This window comes from Streptomyces sp. NPDC058291, from assembly GCF_042880855.1.
In the GTDB taxonomy this organism is placed as follows: Bacteria; Actinomycetota; Actinomycetes; order Streptomycetales; family Streptomycetaceae; genus Streptomyces.
The window spans coordinates 1-14,857 of record NZ_JBHVYK010000015.1 but is presented as its reverse complement, the minus strand read 5'-3'; the positions used below and the strand labels follow the sequence as shown (position 1 = coordinate 14,857).

The window sequence follows — 14,857 nt, the reverse complement described above, 5'->3', positions numbered from 1 at the left end:
GGCCGGCTCCATCAGCGAGACAAGGACACCATATGAAGAAGCGTCTGTCTCTCGCCGAGCGCCTGGCCGCCGACGAGAAGAACCTCCTCCTCGAGGACATCGTCCGCACGGACGACTGGTCCCTGTTCCTCGTCCAGCAGGCCGTCCTCCACATCGGCGGGCAGCGCGGAGAGTTCTCCTGCAACGACCTGCGCGACATCCTCCCCGAGCTCGGCCACGGCTTCCTCGGCGCCGCCATCAACGCCCTGCGCACCGCCGGGATCATCGCGCACACCGACCGCATGGTGCCGTCCACCCAGGCCAACACCCACGCACACAGGATCGCAGTCTGGCAGCTCACCGCGAAGGGCAGCGGCATAGCGGCCGCCCGCCGCGCCGCCGCCCGCATCCAACAGCGGAGGGCCGCGTGATCGCCTTCCTCTTCGTCGGCTGGCTCGCCGCGCCCGTCCTCTTCTTCGCAGCCGCGCGGACCTGCCGCCAGATCAGCGCCCGCTACCAAGGCCGCCGCCTCGTCCACTACTGCCAGCTCTACCTGCTCGGCGACCAGATGCGCGCCGCCCTCGACGCCAACTACCAGCCCCGGAAGGAGAACCCCCGTGCCTGAGATGCGCGAGCGCCCGTTCCTCGCACGCCCGGCCCGCGGATACGGATCGCGTTTCATTCCGCCCGCCAGCGAGGTGGAGTTCTCCACGGCCCGCGTCGACTGGTTCGCCGTGGAGCGCGCCGTCAACGGCGAGGAGCCCCGCCCCGACCTCACCCGCGACGAGCTCCGTGAAGCCGCCCTCTGGCTGCGGCGCCACGGCATGGAGCGGGCCGCCGTCTCCGTCCACCTCAGCGTCTACGAGCGGCTGGTCAAGGAGTGGGAAGCCAGCGCCGGGATGCTCGGCCCCGACCAGCTCTGCACCGAAGACGGCTGCCGCAAGGCACGGTCCGGACGCGGCCTGTGCGTCAACCACCTCCTCGCCGACCGGAAGTGGCGGCAGGCCCTCGCCGGATTGGGGATGGCCGCGTGAACGCCGCCGAGCTCCACGCCGCGATCGCCCAGCTCGACCAGCAGGGCTTGTCCGCCGCGGCCGTGGCCGCACAGCTCGGCCGCTCCCAGCGCACCGTCCACCGCGCCCGCCGCCGGAGGGCCGCCGCGTGACCGCCGGCTGCCGGCCGCGCGCCGGACCCTGACCCGCCACCCGTGACCGCACGACAAAGGCCCCGCACCGCGGGGCCCGGAGGAGAGGAGGGGAGATGTCAGTCGGGTTCGTAGTCAGCCCAACGCTTCACCGCGTGCGCGTCGCGCTCCTCGATCTCCATGAGCTTGCGCGCCATCTGCGTCAGGAAGTCCTGCGTGGTCTCGGGCTGCGGGCGCTCACCAGCGACGAAGTGGAACGCCTCGACCATGCGGCGGTCGGACAGGGCGGTCTCGAAGGCGCTGGGCGTGACGAGGTAGGCGCGGCGCCGCCCCCGGACGGTCAGGGCGCTGACGAGCCCGTCTTCGCGGACTTGCTCGATGAGTCGGGTCAGGAGGGCGCGCGCCCGGGTGAGCGGCACCTCCTGGATTCCGTCCTCGGCAATTCGGGGCTCGAGATCAGACGCCATGTTCAGAGTGTAAGCCATGGTCATTCCTTCCATTCTTTCCAATCTTTAAAGTAGTATGGCAGCGGAGGACCGGCCCTGCCAACACGCCAGCCCTGCAAGCAGTCGCGATCGAGAGAAGACACCCGTGGGAATCCGCCTGATCGTCGAGGTGCTCACCAGCGCACCCGAGGCCCTGACGCACAGGGAGAAGCTGCTCCTCGTCGTCCTGGCCGAGGACGCCAACGACGACACCCGCATCACGTGGAACAGCGTCGAGCGGCCCGAGGTGCTCCGCGGCGCAAAGCTCAGTCGCTCCCAGCTCTACGCGGTCCTCAAGTCGCTGACCGTCAAAGGTGTTCTCTCGAAGCTCACGGCCGGCCAGAAGAACGGCACCGCCAAGTACCAGATCGCCAAGTTCCCCGGCTCTCAGTGTCAGGGAATCGCTGACACTGACGGGCCGTCTCAGAGTCCCGGAACTCCTGACACTGAGGGCCCTCAGAGTCCCGGATTCCCTGACACTGACACGAACGGTCAGTGTCAGGGAAAAGCGGACACTGAGGGCCCTCAGTGTCAGGGAATCCGGGACGTCAGTGTCAGGGAATCCGGGACCCCTACCCCTCTTAACCCCTCAACTACAACCCCTCTAGCTAGCAAGCGGGAGAGCCGGCCCGGATCCGTCGACTTCGGCATCCCCGAAGCAGCCCGCCCCCTCGTCGATGGCATCACCGCAGCAGGCGTCTACGTCCGCTGGCCCTTCAAGGGCAACAGTTGGTTCCCCATCCTCGCCATGATCGCCAAGAGCGGCGTCCCCGCCATGGTCGACCACGCCCTGAAAGCAGCCGCCCGGACCGACGTCGAGTCCGCGAACTACTTCCTCAAGGGCTGGGGCGAACTCCCCCCACTGCCCGCGCCCGGCACCGAGCGCCCCCCGCTGCGCGCCGTGTCCGGCGGCTACCAGCCGTACCGCAACCCCACCGACCAATCCGTCTACGACGAGGACTTCTGATGCAGTACATCCCGCCCTCGAACTTCCGCGGCCACGACATCACCCCGCTCCTCGAAGCCCGCGGCCTCGAAGCCGACTGGTTCAACCTGAACGACTTCGACCCCCACAGCACCGCCAACGTCGCCCGCTACACCTACGCCGAGGTCTCCCGGCTGGTCCCGTTCCACTACCGCAGCGCCGTCTCCTCGCTGCCGCATCTGGCCGCCTGGATCAACACGCTCGTCGACGCCGCACGCGAATGGCAGGCCGAGCGCGGGGCGCCGATCGCCAGCATCGTCCACGGCCCCTCGCTGCTGCTCCTCGGCGCCACCGGCGTCGGCAAGACCCACGAGGCCTACGGAGCGATGCGAGAACTGGCCGTGACCGGAGTCCGCGGCGAGTGGGCCGCGACGACCGCCGCCGACCTGTACGCGGCCCTGCGCCCCCGCCACGGCGTCGACTCGGAAGCCGAGTTCCGCCGTTACCGGGACGCCCGCCTGCTCCTCGTCGACGACCTCGGGGCCGAACGCAAGCCCACCGAGTTCACCGAGGAAATCAACTTCCGGTTGATCAACCACCGCTACGAGCACCACCTGCCGACCCTGATGACGTCCAACGTCGACCCGAAGGAGCTCGCCGCCCGCCTCGGGGACCGCGTCGTCTCCCGCCTCGCCGAAATGTGCCAGCGCGTCCCGATCAAGGGCAACGACCGCCGGAGGAACGCCGCGTGACCACCGACACCGAGATGTGGGCCCCAGACGAGACCATCGACTCCCGCCCCCAGCCGCCCGCCCGCCCCTGCGACATCGAAGCCGAACGCGTACTCGCCGCCACCGTCATGATGCAGCCGGCCGTCATCGACGAACTCGGCGCCGAAGGCTTCGACCCCGCCGACATCACCACCGACGCCTACCGCTGGATCTGGTACGCCGTCGAGGAACTCCGCACCGCCTTCCAGGATGGAGAGCTTCGCCACCTCGCCGTCCACCGGCAGCTCGAGGCCTGGCACGCCGACGGCCGCATGTCCGGCATCCGCGTACCCGCGCCCGAACAGCTCTTCGACCTCAACCTGTCCGCCCACCCCGGTGCAGCATCCTGGTACGCGGCCCGCATCACCAAAAAGGCCGTCGCCGCCCGCATCGTCGCCCTCGGCTACGACGCCATCCTCAAAGGCACCTCGCCCGCCTTCGACGAGGACGCCGACGTTGCCGCCCTCCAGGCCGACCTCGACGGGGCCGTGCGCCCCACCGACGACGACAACCTCGCAGTCATCGGCGATCTGCTCCTCGACAGCCTGGAGCGGGCGACGACCCCGCCCACCTACGAGAACCGCGTCCCCACTGGCTTCATGGACCTGGACAGCCTCCTGTGTGGCGGCTTTGCTCCCGGCCAGTTCGTGGTCATCGGAGCCCGCCCCGCCATGGGTAAGTCCACGGTCGCCGTCGACTTCGCCCGGGCCGCCGCCATCCGCTACAAGATCCCCACGCTGTTCGAGTCCCTGGAGATGAGCAGCGAGGAACTCTCCGACCGGATCCTCAGCGCCGAAGCCCGTATCGCCCACCACCACCTGAAGCAGGGCGCCGCCACGGACGGCGACATGGTCCGGGCCGCGTCCCGCGCCCCGGAGATCGCGGCGGCCCCGCTGTGGATCAACGACGGTGCGCTGCTGTCGCTGCCGACCCTCCGCGCCCGGGTGCGCAACCTGGTCCGCACGAAGGGGCTGCGCCTCGTCATCGTCGACTACCTCCAGCTGATGCAGGCACCCAAGGCCGAGAACCGGCAGCAGGCCGTCGCCGAGATCTCCCGCAACCTGAAGCTGATCGCCAAGGACTTCGGGATCACCGTCATCGTCCTGTGCCAGCTCAACCGCGGGCCCGAGCAGCGGCAAGAGAAGAAGCCGATGGTGTCCGATCTCCGCGAGTCCGGGGCCATCGAGCAGGACGCCGACATCGTGTTCCTCCTCCACCGGGAGGACGCCTACGAGCGGGACAGCCCTCGAGCCGGCGAGGCCGACCTGATCGTCGGCAAGCACCGCGGCGGCCCGACGGCCACGATCACCGTCGCCTTCCAGGGCCATTACAGCCGTTTTGTCGACATGGCGCAGACATGAGCGAGCTGACCGTCGAGGACATCGCCACCATGCGGGCCGAAGGCAGCCTCCGCGAGTACTTCCAGCTGCTCACCGGCCGGCCGGCCTCCACAGCGCCCAAGGCCGCCGCCTCCGAGCCGACCGACCCCGGCTACCACGTCGCCCGCCCCGGGGCCTGGCCGTGCGGTACCGCCGCCACCGGCCCGACACCTCCGCCGTGCACCCACCCCGCCGCCTGACCGTCCGCCGTCCACCCACCACACCAGAGGAACGCCATGACCAGCCTGCTCACCGCCCAGCAGCTCGACGAGATCGAAGCCAAGGCCGCCGAACTGCGCGCCCGCCTCGACCGCAAGAACCCCTGGCCGTCCGACAACGAGTCGCACTGGACCGCCGAGGGCTGGAAGGCCGGGACCCGCAACGCCCTCGACAAGCTCCACGTCGAGACCCTCCTCGTCGAGGTCCGCCGCCTCACCGCCGCCCTGGAGCAGATCCGGCACCTTCACAAGGACTCCCCGATGGGCCCCTGCCCCGTCTGTATCGACGCCGACGCGGTTGTGGCGGGCGGTGACGGCCTCGTGGCCTACCCGTGCCCCACAGCGCGTCTCGCGGGCGCACAGGACTGCGACCCGCCCAGCATCCGCGCCGCCGCCCCGGGTTCGACCGACAGCAGGCTCGCATGACCGCCTACCCGCTCGGCTTCGAAGTCTCCTGCGACGGCCCCGACGAACAGACCGACTGCCCGGACAGCGCAGCGATCCCCATCCGCTTCGGATCCATGACCGCCCGGCAGGTACGCGCCGACGGCCGGGAGGACGGCTGGACCCGTCGACGCCGCTCCGGCCACCTGGCCGACCTCTGCCCCGGCTGCACCCCCGCCTGACCGTCCGCGATCCGACCCGTCACGCCCGGAGGCAACTGATGCCCATCCCAACCGAGACGCAGCGTCTCGTGACCCTTCGAGGCCCCGCCGCCCTCACCGCCTACATCGCCGCCATCGTCGCCGCGAACTGGCTCACCACCCGATACGGCTTCGTCCCCGTCGGATTCGGCCTCATCACCACCGCCGGCACCTACGCCGCCGGCGCAGCGCTCCTTCTGCGCGACGTCGTCCAAGACGCGTGCGGCTGGCGGTGGGTGCTGGCCGGCATCGCAGCAGGCGCAGCACTCACGGCGATCACGTCGCCGGCCCTCGCCGTCGCGTCCACGGTGGCGTTCCTGCTGGCGGAACTCCTCGACATGGCCGTGTACACGCCGCTCCGAGACCGCGGCTGGGCCCGCGCCGCGCTGCTCTCCGGTGTGGTGGGCGCGATCGTCGACACCTACGCGTTTCTCGCCCTCGCCGGATTCCCGATCACCGGCCAGACCGTCGGCGGCCAACTCGTCGGGAAGACCCTGTGGGCGACGCTCCTGCCCGTCACCGTCGTCGTCGCCGCCCGGATGGTGCGCCGTGCTGTACCTCGGCACTCCCTCGGGGCCTGACGTGCGCGCCGCGATGAGCGCCGGGCTCATCGGCTGCATGACGACCCCGGCCCAAGGCAACCGCATCCCGGACGGCGCGATGTACGCCTGCGACAACGGCAAGTTCGGCAAAGGCTGGCCCGGGGCCGACGCCTGGTACGACTGGCTGGAGCGCACCGTCGACCGGTACGGCCCGGACCGCTGCCTGTGGGCCGTCGCCCCCGACGTTCCCTTCGACGCCGCGGGCACCCTCGCCGAGTCGATGCCGTGGCTGGCCCGGATCCGTGAACTCGGAGTGGCGGCCGCATTCGCCGCACAGGACGGCTGCGACCAGCTCGGCGTGCCGTGGGACGACTTCGACGTCCTGTTCCTCGCCGGGTCCACCGAGTGGAAGACCGGACCGATCGCCGAGCGCCTGTCGCGTGAGGCGAAGGCGCGCGGCAAGGGCGTCCACATGGGCCGGGTGAACTCCCGGCACCGGCTGCGGATAGCCGAGTGGTTCGGCTGCGACTCCGCCGACGGCACCTACCTCGCGTTCGGCCCGGATAAGAACCTCGCGTTGCTGACGGGCTGGCTCGACGAGTTGCACCACACGCCCAGCCTCTTCGGCGCATGACCACCGCAGTACGGGCCGCTCCTGCACCAATCAGGAGCGGCCCGCCCGCCCAGCATCCCACCCGGAGGAACCCGTGACCGAGAACACCAGCCCCGAGCCGCAGCCCGCCACCGACCGCACGGCGCTCCGGGACCAGATCGCCGAGGCGCTGCGCTACTGGGTCCACCCCACAGACCGCGGAACGGCCGCCGAGGCGGTCCTCGCCGCGCTGCCCGAGCAGGCAGACCGGGCGGCCGTACTGCGGGAAGCCGCCGAGCACCTGGAGGCCGTCAACCCGGACCGGGGCGCCGAGTTCTCCGACGGCGTCGACTGGGCGGTGGACGAACTCCGTCGCATGGCTGCCGAGTGCCCGCAGTGCGGAGACGCCGGGGCCTGCAACGGCGGACCCTGCCGTCTGGCCGCCGAGCCTGCTGCCGCCGGGCCGGACCAGACGGACGACGAGACGCAGGCCGCCGTCCGGTGCAGCGCCGCCGCCTTCAAGCGCCCCCACGGCCCGCACTCCTGGGAGCCGCAGCCCGGCATGGACCCCGTCCGCTGCCCCGGCGCCTGCCGCTGCAACCATCCGGACGCCGAGCACAGCGTGTACGGATGCGCCGACGGCTGTCCCTGCGAGTACCTGCCCGCCCGCAAGAAGCCTGCCGTTGGCGGGGCGCAGCAGCCGAAGGAGGCCCGGCCGTGACCGCCGTCGTGCCGGGTGCTGCCGGGTGGGGCGCGGAATGGGCGAGGAGGGTGCTGTGCGGCCGCTGGAGCGCCTCACGGCCCGTCAAGGCCCGCCGGGAAGCCTGGCCGCCTCACGGAGCCTCACAGGCCCGCCCTGGGGCCTCGAAGCCGCACACGCCCACCTAAGCCGCTCTCCGGGGCGCGCACGCTGCGAGCCCCATCCGACCGCCCACAAGCCGCCACACGGCCACACAGACCCGCAGGAGACCCCGATGACCGACCGCAGCAAGTACGACTACGACCCCGAAGCCCTCGCCTGGGCCCGTACCAAGGTCCAGGACGAGATCGACCGATGTCGCAAGTTCGCCGAGTCCGCCCTCACCTCGGACAAACCCGAACAGGCAGAGATGTGGCGACGCCTCGCCAACCGCATGCAGCGCACGTTCATCGGCGGCGAGGGATGCGTCATGGGCTACTTCGACGAGCGCCTTCCCGCTCTCGCCCGCTCCGTCGACCACGCCCTGCCTGCGCCGATCGACCGGGCCGTCCGCCGGGACCACAGCCTGTGCGGCGTCACCCCCTGCCCCGACTGCCGCTGACCAGCTAACACACCCCAAGGAGAACCCCGTGTCCTACCCCGAACTGCTCACCCCGGAAGAGAAACTCGCCCACGGCAAGGAACGCCTCAACATCCCCACCATCGTCGTCATCTGCGGCAGCACCCGCTTCATGGACGCGATGGCCGAGGCCGACCTCCGCGAGACCGCAGCAGGACGGATCGTCGTCAAGCCCGGCTGCAACATGAAGCAGCCCCACGACCTGTGGGCCGACCCCGTCGACGCCGAAGCGCTGAAGCTGCGCCTCGACGACCTCCACCGGGCAAAGATCCGCCTCGCCGACGAAGTCCTCGTGGTCGGCGACTACATCGGCGACAGCACCCGCGCGGAGATCGCCTACGCCCGCGCACTCAACAAGCCCGTTCGGTTCACCCACCCCGAAGTCGACCCCACCTGACCTGCCGCCTGATCCGTTCGGGGGCCCGACCCCACCGGGCCCCCACACACCCCAAGGACAACCACATGAGCGAACAGCCCTGCCCGTTCTGCGAGATCGTCGCCGGACGCGCCCCCGCCACCTACGTCCACGAGTGGTCAGACGTCATTGCGATCGTCCCGCTCAACCCCGTAGTGGACGGCCACACGTTGATCATCCCCAAGCGGCACGTCCCGGACTTCGCCAGCGACCCCGCCGTCTCGGCCGACGCGATGCTCCACGCCGCGCAGCTCATGCGCTGGACCGACCGCCCCATGAACCTGATCACCAGCCGAGGCCGAGAAGCCACGCAGTCCGTCTTCCACCTTCACCTTCACCTCGTCCCCCGCGCAGCCAACGACGGGCTTGCGCTGCCCTGGTACAGCGGCCGGACCAAGGAGGCCACCCAGTGACCGCCCGCCCCCTCCGCTGGATTCCCGACCCCGGGTCCGCCCGCATCCTCGCCGCCTACGCCCGCACCCGCGAACCCCTCCGCGACGTCCTCCGCCGCGCACTCCATCACCTCGCCATAGTCGACGGAATCCTCGACCCCCGCGGCCACATCCGGCGCGGCGGGAGGCGGCCGTGACGCGGCGAACCAGCCCCGGCGGTGAGCTCACCGCGCTCGAGACCGCAGCGCTCCGGCACGCCGCCGACGGCCACACCATCGAATCCAGCGCCCGCCTCCTGAGCAGCAGCATGCCGGCCGTGCAGGACGCCCGGCACCGGCTCATGGGCAAGCTCGGCGCCCAATCCATGGCCCACGCCGTCCATCTCGCCCACCAGGCCGGGATCCTCCGCCGCGAACGCCACGGCGACCACGCCGGATACGCCGCCCACACCTACCGCGGCGAAGAGCCCTGCGACCCGTGCAAAGCCGGGGAGCGGGCGTACCGCAACGACCGCCGACAGCAACGAAAGGCAGCCGCGTGACCGGCAGGCGAGCGGTCGAGCCGGACCCCATCGACTGGTCCGACGTGTGCGACGGCGCTGACCCGTACTACGCCCCCGACCCGGTCGACTACGACCTCCGCGGCCAAGGCCTCACCGCAGTCCGCATCGCACGCATGACCGACGTCGAGATCGCAGGGGAGTGGCTGTGACCGACTACCAGAACCTCAAGGTCATCCAGGTCATCTCGCCGATCTACCCCGGCGACTGGTGGGTCATCGACAACGGCCTCCCCGTGCCCCCGCCCGAGCCCACGCCGGCCGAGCGCGCCCTCGCCATCCTCGCCCCCCACCTGCGCAACGAGCCGCTCTACCGCGCCTGAACCGCCGCCCCGCCCGCACGCCCCGCAAGGAGCAACGCCGTGAACGACGCCCCGACGCCCGCCTGCCTCGTCTGCCTGCGCGCCCTGTTCGCCGACGAGGCCGGCCGGTACGCCTGCCGCCCCTGCCAGGACCGCGGCATCACCATGCTGCGCGCCATGCCCGGCCTCTACGCCCAGCTCGGCGACCTCCTCCAGCCCGGCTCCGGCCGCGGCGAAGGGCGCGTCAGCGGCAGCAAGACCGCGCCCCTGCCCTGCTCGGTGGACGTCCTCGACCTGCGCTCGCGAGGCGGCCTGGTCACCATCCTCGCCAGCTGGGAAGACGCCATCCGCGACGAACTCGGCTACACCGCCGCCACGTTCCGCGGCGACTACGAGCAGACCCTCGCGGGCATCGTCGGCTTCCTCATCGGCAACGCCCCCTGGATCTACAGCTCGTTCGCGGCGGTCGACGAGTACCACGATGAGGTCCGGCGTCTCCACGGCCGGGCCCGCGCGCTCGCTGGCGGTGAACCCGGCGCCCGCCGCTTCGGCGTCGTCTGCGGCTGCGGCGCCATCCTGAAGATCACCCTCGACACGCCGGGTGAACGCTGTACCGGCTGCGGGACCCAGTACGGGCTTGAGGGACTGCGGCGCCTGCCGCTCGCTGAAAGGCGGGCCGCGTGACTGAGCACGCCACCGACCGGCTCCCCATCGTCACCAGCACCGACGGCCACGCCTACCTCGGCGCCGACGCCGTCGTCGAACTCCTACGCGCCATCGCCGAGTCCTGCCGGATGCTCGCCGACGACCCCGACTACGGCCTCGACGCCGTCGCCGTGGCCATCGAGATGGAGGCCGACAACCTCGACTGCCGGGCCATCGAACGGACGAGATGACGAAGGCCCGCCCGATTACCCGGGCGGGCCTTCTGCACCGTCCACGGGCGCGCTGTCGTTGCCCGGCTCCTCCTCGGGCCCGAGATGTTCCTCCATCAACCTCCTTCGCCACGAGCGCCCATCTGGTGCTGGAGCGATTCGACTGCGCTGTCCGAACCCCTTCGGGACAGGCAGATCCCGCCCCTTGCCGCTACTCAACTTCAGGCAGTCGGCGAGAAATCCGGCCCACCAACGTCAGCGCCTGCTCGTGGCCCACGCCGTCGCCAGAGGCGAGAACCTGAAGCAGGATCATCGCCGCCCGCAGCTCGTTTTCGTTGAGCAGCGGAAGACGCTCGCCGCCGCCCTTCTCCAGGAGATCCCATAGTTCGCGGTCGAGTTGGCACTCTGGCGGAGACACGGTCGGCAGGCTGTCGAGGTAGTTGGTTCCCATGCTCGGCAAACCCGCGGCACCCAATCCCAGACACGAAGAGGCCCCCGTTCGGAGCAATCCGAGCGGGGGCCTTCAGCCGTGCCGTCACACGAGCCGCACGAACGCCCGCTCCCCGTTGTGGAAGCGCACGGTCACGCCCGGGCTGCGGCCGCGCGCCGACCACACGTCGAGGCGCTCCGTGTCCACCGGCTCCGACGCGCCTATCACGCCGGCCAGCCACGCGTCCGGCGCGGCATCCAGCGGCGCCGCGGCGAACGGCGGCGGGCCAGCCGTCACAGGCGGCGTCACCGTGTCGTGCTTCGCGCCGTCCGCCAGCTGCCCGATCACCTGCCAGCGCCGCTCACGGCCACCCATCATCATCGACAGCGCGTAAGGGTGCGGGCCGCCCTCCACCACCTTCACCCCCTGCACGCCAGGCGAACGCTGCAGCAGATCGACGAGGAGGTCGCGGTACTTCTCGGGGCGCATGGGTGGATCAGTTCCTTCCGAGGGTGGCGTCGAGGTACTCCTGCACGGGCCCGAACAGGCCGTATGGCACCTTGTCGGGGATCTCGTCGAGCCCCACCCAGGCGACCGCGTCCAGCTCGTCCGCGTCGGCGACCTTGGCCTCGCCCTCCAGCAGCTCGCACGCGATGTACGACATGGTCCGGTGCGTCTTCGGGTGCACGCGCTCGCCGAGCACCTTCGTCGCGGCCACGACGAGCCCAGTCTCTTCACTGGTCTCGCGGACCGCCGCCAACTCCGGGGTCTCCCCATCCTCGATCGCACCGCCGGGCAACGCCCACAGCAGATCGCCCTCACGCTCCCGCCGACGGATCATCAGCAGCTTTCCGCCGGAGACGATGACGGCCATCGAGAGCGGGGGATTGTCGGTGGTGGTCTCGGTCATGCCAGCGCCTCCAGGATCGGCGGATAGATGCTCTGCTCGGGGATAAAGCGGGTCAGGCTGTTGATCGGCACCCAGGCCGTGTCGAGGTTCTCGACGGCGTCGACGTTCCGCGCCTCGCCGGCCAGGTACTCGCAGAGCTCATAGCTCGCCAGGACGCCCGTCGCCGGGTGGACCCGGGTCCCCAGATGCTCCCGCACGGTGCAGTGCACTGCCGTCTCGGCGAGGGTTTCCTGCACTGCAACTGCACTGGGACTGCCGCCTGGCTTGACGACCCCAGCCGGGAACTGCCAGGAGAGCGCGTCTTCGCCGCGGCGGCAGACGAGCAGGACGTCACGGTCACGGACCACGATGGCGATAGCCACCCGGAGGGCCTGGGCCTGCGCTTCGGCGCCCGGATTAAGCAGCGCAGCGAAGCGTCGACGCTCGGCGGGAGTCGCCTTCTCGTGCAGGGTGTCCAGGGCTCGCTGCATCTCCCGACGGGGGACCGTGGCTGGTGCTGCATGCCACGCCGCGACCGTGCGGACGGCTACGCCCAGCAGGCGAGCGAACTCCTCGTTGGTAGCCCGCATGGCCGCCTGAAGCGCCGCCGCATGCTGGCCGCTCCACGTCTCGATCACGTCCATCGGGGCCTGGGCCTCCCGTGTGTGGATGCACTGCCGCTGTCACGCCTCGTGCACTGCAGGATCATCGCCTGCAGGCTCTGATTTGCGTTGACTCGGAGCCATGACGACGCCACCTCGTACCGACGCTCAGCTAGCTGGCCTTCGCGCTTCGGACAGTTCGATCACGCAACGGCGGGACGCCGGCTGCTTGAGCGATGCGCCGGATGTGGTTGCGGTCGTAGGGGGTGTGCTCTGCGACTTCGCCAGGCCGGGCGTTGCGTTCCATCAGATGCTTCACGATCGCGGAGTGGAGGGCGTCGCGCCGCTCGTCCAGAACCTTCTCGGCCGCTGCGTAGGCGGCGGTGAGGTCGTCGAGCTCCTTGAGCGCGGCGTCCCGGCGGTCCCTCTCCTCGTCGGTCATTGCCCGATCATCCCACAGCACCGTGTTGCAACCACTAGGCGCATCACCGACCAATTTCAGCCGACGGCCTCGACCTACTTGCGTTTGCTTCGTCATGTTGCAACTATAGGTGTCATCGCAGCTGAACACCAGACGCGAAAAAGCCCCGCTCGGTGCTGGAACACCGAAACGGGGCGCAGGTCAGCCGTCCCTATGCACCAGGGAGACCGAACCATGAGTCATACCGTACAGCCCCCCGCCGAGCGGGCGCTGAGCCTGACCCTCGAGGCCGAGGTGATGACGGACGACACCGGCCGTCTGTCCCTTACCGCCTCGACGGACCCGCAGCTGTCCGACTTCGCCGACGTCAGCCCGGCCGGGCTCCGCGCCATGGTCGCGACGGCCCGGCACCGCCTCGCCGAGTTCGAGCGCCTCGCCGACGAGCAGGAGGCCCGCGACACGCTGGGCGCCCTGATCGCCGAGCACGACGTCATCATGATCGAGACGCCGCTGGACAAGCTGACGGACGTCGATGACGACCTCGCCGACCGGCTGGCCTGCTGGGTGATGGAATCGCCCGACGGCCGCCGCTACGTCATCGTCCCCGCCGGCCAGGACCCGATCGACCGTCTCGCCGCCGTCCGCCGCGTGATCGAGAACATGCGGGGTGCGGCATGAGCGCCCTCTCCCTGGCGGATCGCCGTGCTCACGAGGCCGGCTCCTACGTCCACACCGCCCCCGCACCGAAGCTGTCCCGCAAGGTGCTGGCCTCGTTCTCGGCGGGTGCGCCGCGTGGCCAGTGGCCGGCGGAGTCGTTCGCCGCGGAGCAGCGCCGTCAGGGCGTCCCGGCCCGCGTGGTCATGGACCTGGCCTCGGACAGCTTCCTCGTGATCGTCGAGGGGGCGTGATGAACGAGCGGGAGCGCCTGCAGCTGCTGCAGGCGGCGACGCAGGAGATGGTGGCCGACCTCCCCGCCTGGGACGGCGAGTCGCCGGCAGTGCTGGTGACCTACACCGACCCGGTGACGCGGCTTCGCCTGGGCCACCGGTTCGTGCCGGCCACCGCGGCGCCGCAGCCCAAGCCTCAGACCCGTCCCCGCCTGCGTCTGGTGGAGGCGTCGTGAGCGCCGAACACGAGCGCGTGAAGGACCCGCTGCCGACCCGGCCGCCGCGCCCCCACCCGCAGGGCTTCGTCCTCTGCCTCGACGACGACGGACACGCCGAGCTGTCGCGGAAGGTCGCCCAGGCCAACAAGCGCAGCGAGGAACGCCCCCGCTAGACCCCCCAGACCGCCGCCGGGCGGTCCGACAATCCCACCGCCCCGCCCGGCGGCACCCACCTCCCACCACGCCTGAAAGGCACTGCCATGCCCGAAAACTCTGGACAGCCGACGCACCACTACGTCCTCACGTTGCAGGTGCCGAACGGTCGCGGCCTCGACGTCGTGACCTTCAGCGCCGCCGTGACGCCGCCGCAGGGCTGGACGCGGCAGCAGTTCTACAAGTCGCTCTACGTCGAGCTGACCAGCAAGTACGACTACCTGAAGGACGCGAACACCCTGTTCTGGACGCTGGAGTCCAACCAGCTCTGAGCCCGCGTCGCTTCAGCCCACCTCCCACCACGCCCCTGAAAGGCACTGCCATGTCTCTGCGCCTCATCGTCTCCGCCCCGTCCGTGATCGCCGACCCGTTCGATGCCGCTGAGGCCGGCGTGCGGGCCCGCTACGTCGCCGACTACCTGGCCGACTGCCGCAACGGCGACGTGATCGCCCGCGACTGGACGCTCTACGAGATCGAGATGTACGACGCCGCGAACCCCGGCCAGCCCCCGCTCATGGACGAGATCCACGGCCTCAACTTCCCGGCCGCTGCCTGACCGACCCTTCCGTCCCCCGCGGCTCGCCCGTGGGGGTGCGGTGGGGTCGGACAGCCCGGCCCGTGACCCAGAGGAGACCGACATGCGATTCCGTACCAGCCC

At 70.6% G+C, this 14,857-nt stretch carries 34 protein-coding genes; 28 read left to right on the top strand and 6 right to left on the bottom strand.

The genetic code is table 11. The features are described from left to right. The first annotated feature begins 32 nt into the window (after positions 1–32). The 4 genes from ACFVYK_RS10320 to ACFVYK_RS10305 are packed head-to-tail and all read left to right on the top strand — an operon-like array spanning position 33 to position 1,144. Positions 33–410 (top strand): hypothetical protein, encoded by a 378-nt coding sequence (locus ACFVYK_RS10320; RefSeq protein WP_389771102.1) that lies wholly within the window; start codon positions 33–35, stop codon positions 408–410. Next, entirely contained in the window at positions 407–604 is a 198-nt protein-coding gene (locus ACFVYK_RS10315; RefSeq protein ID WP_389771099.1) for a hypothetical protein, read from the top strand. The genes ACFVYK_RS10320 and ACFVYK_RS10315 overlap by 4 nt, the downstream gene beginning before the upstream one ends. Continuing rightward, positions 597–1,013: a hypothetical protein gene (locus ACFVYK_RS10310; protein WP_389771097.1), complete on the top strand. Its 417-nt coding sequence runs from the start codon at positions 597–599 to the stop codon at positions 1,011–1,013. Before ACFVYK_RS10315 ends, ACFVYK_RS10310 begins: the two co-directional genes overlap by 8 nt. Continuing rightward, positions 1,010–1,144 (top strand): helix-turn-helix domain-containing protein, encoded by a 135-nt coding sequence (locus ACFVYK_RS10305; protein WP_389771094.1) that lies wholly within the window; start codon positions 1,010–1,012, stop codon positions 1,142–1,144. Before ACFVYK_RS10310 ends, ACFVYK_RS10305 begins: the two co-directional genes overlap by 4 nt. Before the next feature lie 98 nt (positions 1,145–1,242). On the opposite strand, the gene ACFVYK_RS10300 is transcribed toward ACFVYK_RS10305, so the two are convergent. Further along, the gene (locus ACFVYK_RS10300) at positions 1,243–1,590 is read right to left on the bottom strand and encodes a hypothetical protein (protein ID WP_389771091.1); all 348 of its coding nucleotides are present in this window, start codon (positions 1,588–1,590) and stop codon (positions 1,243–1,245) included. 124 nt (positions 1,591–1,714) lie between these two features. Between ACFVYK_RS10300 and ACFVYK_RS10295 the strand changes: the two genes are divergently transcribed. From ACFVYK_RS10295 to ACFVYK_RS10210, 18 genes are all read left to right on the top strand, one after another. Then, positions 1,715–2,575 (top strand): hypothetical protein, encoded by an 861-nt coding sequence (locus ACFVYK_RS10295; RefSeq protein ID WP_389771088.1) that lies wholly within the window; start codon positions 1,715–1,717, stop codon positions 2,573–2,575. Beyond that, positions 2,575–3,285: an ATP-binding protein gene (locus tag ACFVYK_RS10290; RefSeq protein WP_389771085.1), complete on the top strand. Its 711-nt coding sequence runs from the start codon at positions 2,575–2,577 to the stop codon at positions 3,283–3,285. Before ACFVYK_RS10295 ends, ACFVYK_RS10290 begins: the two co-directional genes overlap by 1 nt. Next, on the top strand, positions 3,282–4,664 hold the full coding sequence (locus ACFVYK_RS10285; RefSeq protein WP_389771082.1) for a replicative DNA helicase: 1,383 nt from the start codon (positions 3,282–3,284) through the stop codon (positions 4,662–4,664). Before ACFVYK_RS10290 ends, ACFVYK_RS10285 begins: the two co-directional genes overlap by 4 nt. Next, positions 4,661–4,882: a hypothetical protein gene (locus ACFVYK_RS10280; protein ID WP_389771079.1), complete on the top strand. Its 222-nt coding sequence runs from the start codon at positions 4,661–4,663 to the stop codon at positions 4,880–4,882. Before ACFVYK_RS10285 ends, ACFVYK_RS10280 begins: the two co-directional genes overlap by 4 nt. A gap of 36 nt (positions 4,883–4,918) precedes the next feature. Continuing rightward, positions 4,919–5,326 (top strand): hypothetical protein, encoded by a 408-nt coding sequence (locus tag ACFVYK_RS10275; RefSeq protein ID WP_389771078.1) that lies wholly within the window; start codon positions 4,919–4,921, stop codon positions 5,324–5,326. Continuing rightward, positions 5,323–5,526, top strand: a complete 204-nt coding sequence (locus ACFVYK_RS10270; RefSeq protein WP_389771075.1) for a hypothetical protein — start codon at positions 5,323–5,325, stop codon at positions 5,524–5,526. Before ACFVYK_RS10275 ends, ACFVYK_RS10270 begins: the two co-directional genes overlap by 4 nt. Positions 5,527–5,564: 38 nt before the next feature. After that, positions 5,565–6,125, top strand: coding sequence for a VUT family protein (locus tag ACFVYK_RS10265; protein WP_389771072.1), 561 nt, complete (start codon positions 5,565–5,567; stop codon positions 6,123–6,125). 13 nt (positions 6,126–6,138) lie between these two features. Beyond that, positions 6,139–6,720 (top strand): hypothetical protein, encoded by a 582-nt coding sequence (locus ACFVYK_RS10260; protein ID WP_389771069.1) that lies wholly within the window; start codon positions 6,139–6,141, stop codon positions 6,718–6,720. Between the two features lie 73 nt (positions 6,721–6,793). Further along, positions 6,794–7,399, top strand: coding sequence for a hypothetical protein (locus ACFVYK_RS10255; protein WP_389771067.1), 606 nt, complete (start codon positions 6,794–6,796; stop codon positions 7,397–7,399). Positions 7,400–7,652: 253 nt separating this feature from the next. Then, entirely contained in the window at positions 7,653–7,979 is a 327-nt protein-coding gene (locus ACFVYK_RS10250; RefSeq protein WP_389771065.1) for a hypothetical protein, read from the top strand. A gap of 28 nt (positions 7,980–8,007) precedes the next feature. Continuing rightward, positions 8,008–8,394 (top strand): hypothetical protein, encoded by a 387-nt coding sequence (locus ACFVYK_RS10245; RefSeq protein ID WP_389771062.1) that lies wholly within the window; start codon positions 8,008–8,010, stop codon positions 8,392–8,394. Between the two features lie 65 nt (positions 8,395–8,459). Beyond that, positions 8,460–8,825 carry an HIT family protein gene (locus ACFVYK_RS10240; protein WP_389771059.1) on the top strand — a complete coding sequence of 122 codons (366 nt, stop codon included), beginning with the start codon at positions 8,460–8,462 and terminating at the stop codon, positions 8,823–8,825. Beyond that, entirely contained in the window at positions 8,822–9,001 is a 180-nt protein-coding gene (locus ACFVYK_RS10235; RefSeq protein ID WP_389771056.1) for a hypothetical protein, read from the top strand. The genes ACFVYK_RS10240 and ACFVYK_RS10235 overlap by 4 nt, the downstream gene beginning before the upstream one ends. Beyond that, positions 8,998–9,345 carry a hypothetical protein gene (locus ACFVYK_RS10230; RefSeq protein WP_389771053.1) on the top strand — a complete coding sequence of 116 codons (348 nt, stop codon included), beginning with the start codon at positions 8,998–9,000 and terminating at the stop codon, positions 9,343–9,345. Before ACFVYK_RS10235 ends, ACFVYK_RS10230 begins: the two co-directional genes overlap by 4 nt. Next, the gene (locus ACFVYK_RS10225; RefSeq protein WP_389771050.1) at positions 9,342–9,515 is read left to right on the top strand and encodes a hypothetical protein; all 174 of its coding nucleotides are present in this window, start codon (positions 9,342–9,344) and stop codon (positions 9,513–9,515) included. Before ACFVYK_RS10230 ends, ACFVYK_RS10225 begins: the two co-directional genes overlap by 4 nt. Next, positions 9,512–9,685, top strand: a complete 174-nt coding sequence (locus ACFVYK_RS10220; protein ID WP_389771048.1) for a hypothetical protein — start codon at positions 9,512–9,514, stop codon at positions 9,683–9,685. Before ACFVYK_RS10225 ends, ACFVYK_RS10220 begins: the two co-directional genes overlap by 4 nt. Positions 9,686–9,724: 39 nt before the next feature. Beyond that, positions 9,725–10,348: a hypothetical protein gene (locus ACFVYK_RS10215; RefSeq protein ID WP_389771045.1), complete on the top strand. Its 624-nt coding sequence runs from the start codon at positions 9,725–9,727 to the stop codon at positions 10,346–10,348. Beyond that, positions 10,345–10,560: a hypothetical protein gene (locus tag ACFVYK_RS10210; RefSeq protein ID WP_389771042.1), complete on the top strand. Its 216-nt coding sequence runs from the start codon at positions 10,345–10,347 to the stop codon at positions 10,558–10,560. Before ACFVYK_RS10215 ends, ACFVYK_RS10210 begins: the two co-directional genes overlap by 4 nt. Before the next feature lie 190 nt (positions 10,561–10,750). Here ACFVYK_RS10210 and ACFVYK_RS10205 read toward each other — a convergent pair whose 3' ends face one another. The 5 genes from ACFVYK_RS10205 to ACFVYK_RS10185 form a co-directional block, all read right to left on the bottom strand. Further along, positions 10,751–10,990: a hypothetical protein gene (locus ACFVYK_RS10205; protein ID WP_389771039.1), complete on the bottom strand. Its 240-nt coding sequence runs from the start codon at positions 10,988–10,990 to the stop codon at positions 10,751–10,753. A gap of 84 nt (positions 10,991–11,074) precedes the next feature. Continuing rightward, a complete protein-coding gene (locus ACFVYK_RS10200) occupies positions 11,075–11,458 on the bottom strand; it encodes a hypothetical protein (protein WP_389771036.1) in 384 nt (127 codons plus the stop codon). A 7-nt stretch (positions 11,459–11,465) separates the two neighbouring features. After that, positions 11,466–11,879 (bottom strand): NUDIX hydrolase, encoded by a 414-nt coding sequence (locus tag ACFVYK_RS10195; RefSeq protein ID WP_389771033.1) that lies wholly within the window; start codon positions 11,877–11,879, stop codon positions 11,466–11,468. After that, positions 11,876–12,502, bottom strand: coding sequence for an NUDIX hydrolase (locus ACFVYK_RS10190; RefSeq protein WP_389771031.1), 627 nt, complete (start codon positions 12,500–12,502; stop codon positions 11,876–11,878). Before ACFVYK_RS10190 ends, ACFVYK_RS10195 begins: the two co-directional genes overlap by 4 nt. 130 nt (positions 12,503–12,632) lie before the next feature. Next, positions 12,633–12,902, bottom strand: a complete 270-nt coding sequence (locus ACFVYK_RS10185) for a hypothetical protein (protein ID WP_389771028.1) — start codon at positions 12,900–12,902, stop codon at positions 12,633–12,635. 213 nt (positions 12,903–13,115) lie between these two features. Here ACFVYK_RS10185 and ACFVYK_RS10180 point away from each other — a divergent pair, with 213 nt between their 5' ends. The 6 genes from ACFVYK_RS10180 (at position 13,116) to ACFVYK_RS10155 (ending at position 14,755) form a co-directional block, all read left to right on the top strand. After that, positions 13,116–13,559, top strand: coding sequence for a hypothetical protein (locus tag ACFVYK_RS10180; RefSeq protein WP_389771025.1), 444 nt, complete (start codon positions 13,116–13,118; stop codon positions 13,557–13,559). Then, a complete protein-coding gene (locus tag ACFVYK_RS10175; protein ID WP_389771024.1) occupies positions 13,556–13,789 on the top strand; it encodes a hypothetical protein in 234 nt (77 codons plus the stop codon). Before ACFVYK_RS10180 ends, ACFVYK_RS10175 begins: the two co-directional genes overlap by 4 nt. Then, on the top strand, positions 13,789–14,004 hold the full coding sequence (locus ACFVYK_RS10170; protein ID WP_389771021.1) for a hypothetical protein: 216 nt from the start codon (positions 13,789–13,791) through the stop codon (positions 14,002–14,004). The genes ACFVYK_RS10175 and ACFVYK_RS10170 overlap by 1 nt, the downstream gene beginning before the upstream one ends. Then, positions 14,001–14,159 (top strand): hypothetical protein, encoded by a 159-nt coding sequence (locus tag ACFVYK_RS10165; RefSeq protein WP_389771019.1) that lies wholly within the window; start codon positions 14,001–14,003, stop codon positions 14,157–14,159. The genes ACFVYK_RS10170 and ACFVYK_RS10165 overlap by 4 nt, the downstream gene beginning before the upstream one ends. 87 nt (positions 14,160–14,246) lie before the next feature. Continuing rightward, positions 14,247–14,471, top strand: a complete 225-nt coding sequence (locus ACFVYK_RS10160) for a hypothetical protein (RefSeq protein ID WP_389771017.1) — start codon at positions 14,247–14,249, stop codon at positions 14,469–14,471. A 50-nt stretch (positions 14,472–14,521) separates the two neighbouring features. Further along, positions 14,522–14,755: a hypothetical protein gene (locus ACFVYK_RS10155; protein WP_389771014.1), complete on the top strand. Its 234-nt coding sequence runs from the start codon at positions 14,522–14,524 to the stop codon at positions 14,753–14,755. The last annotated feature ends 102 nt before the right edge of the window (positions 14,756–14,857 follow it).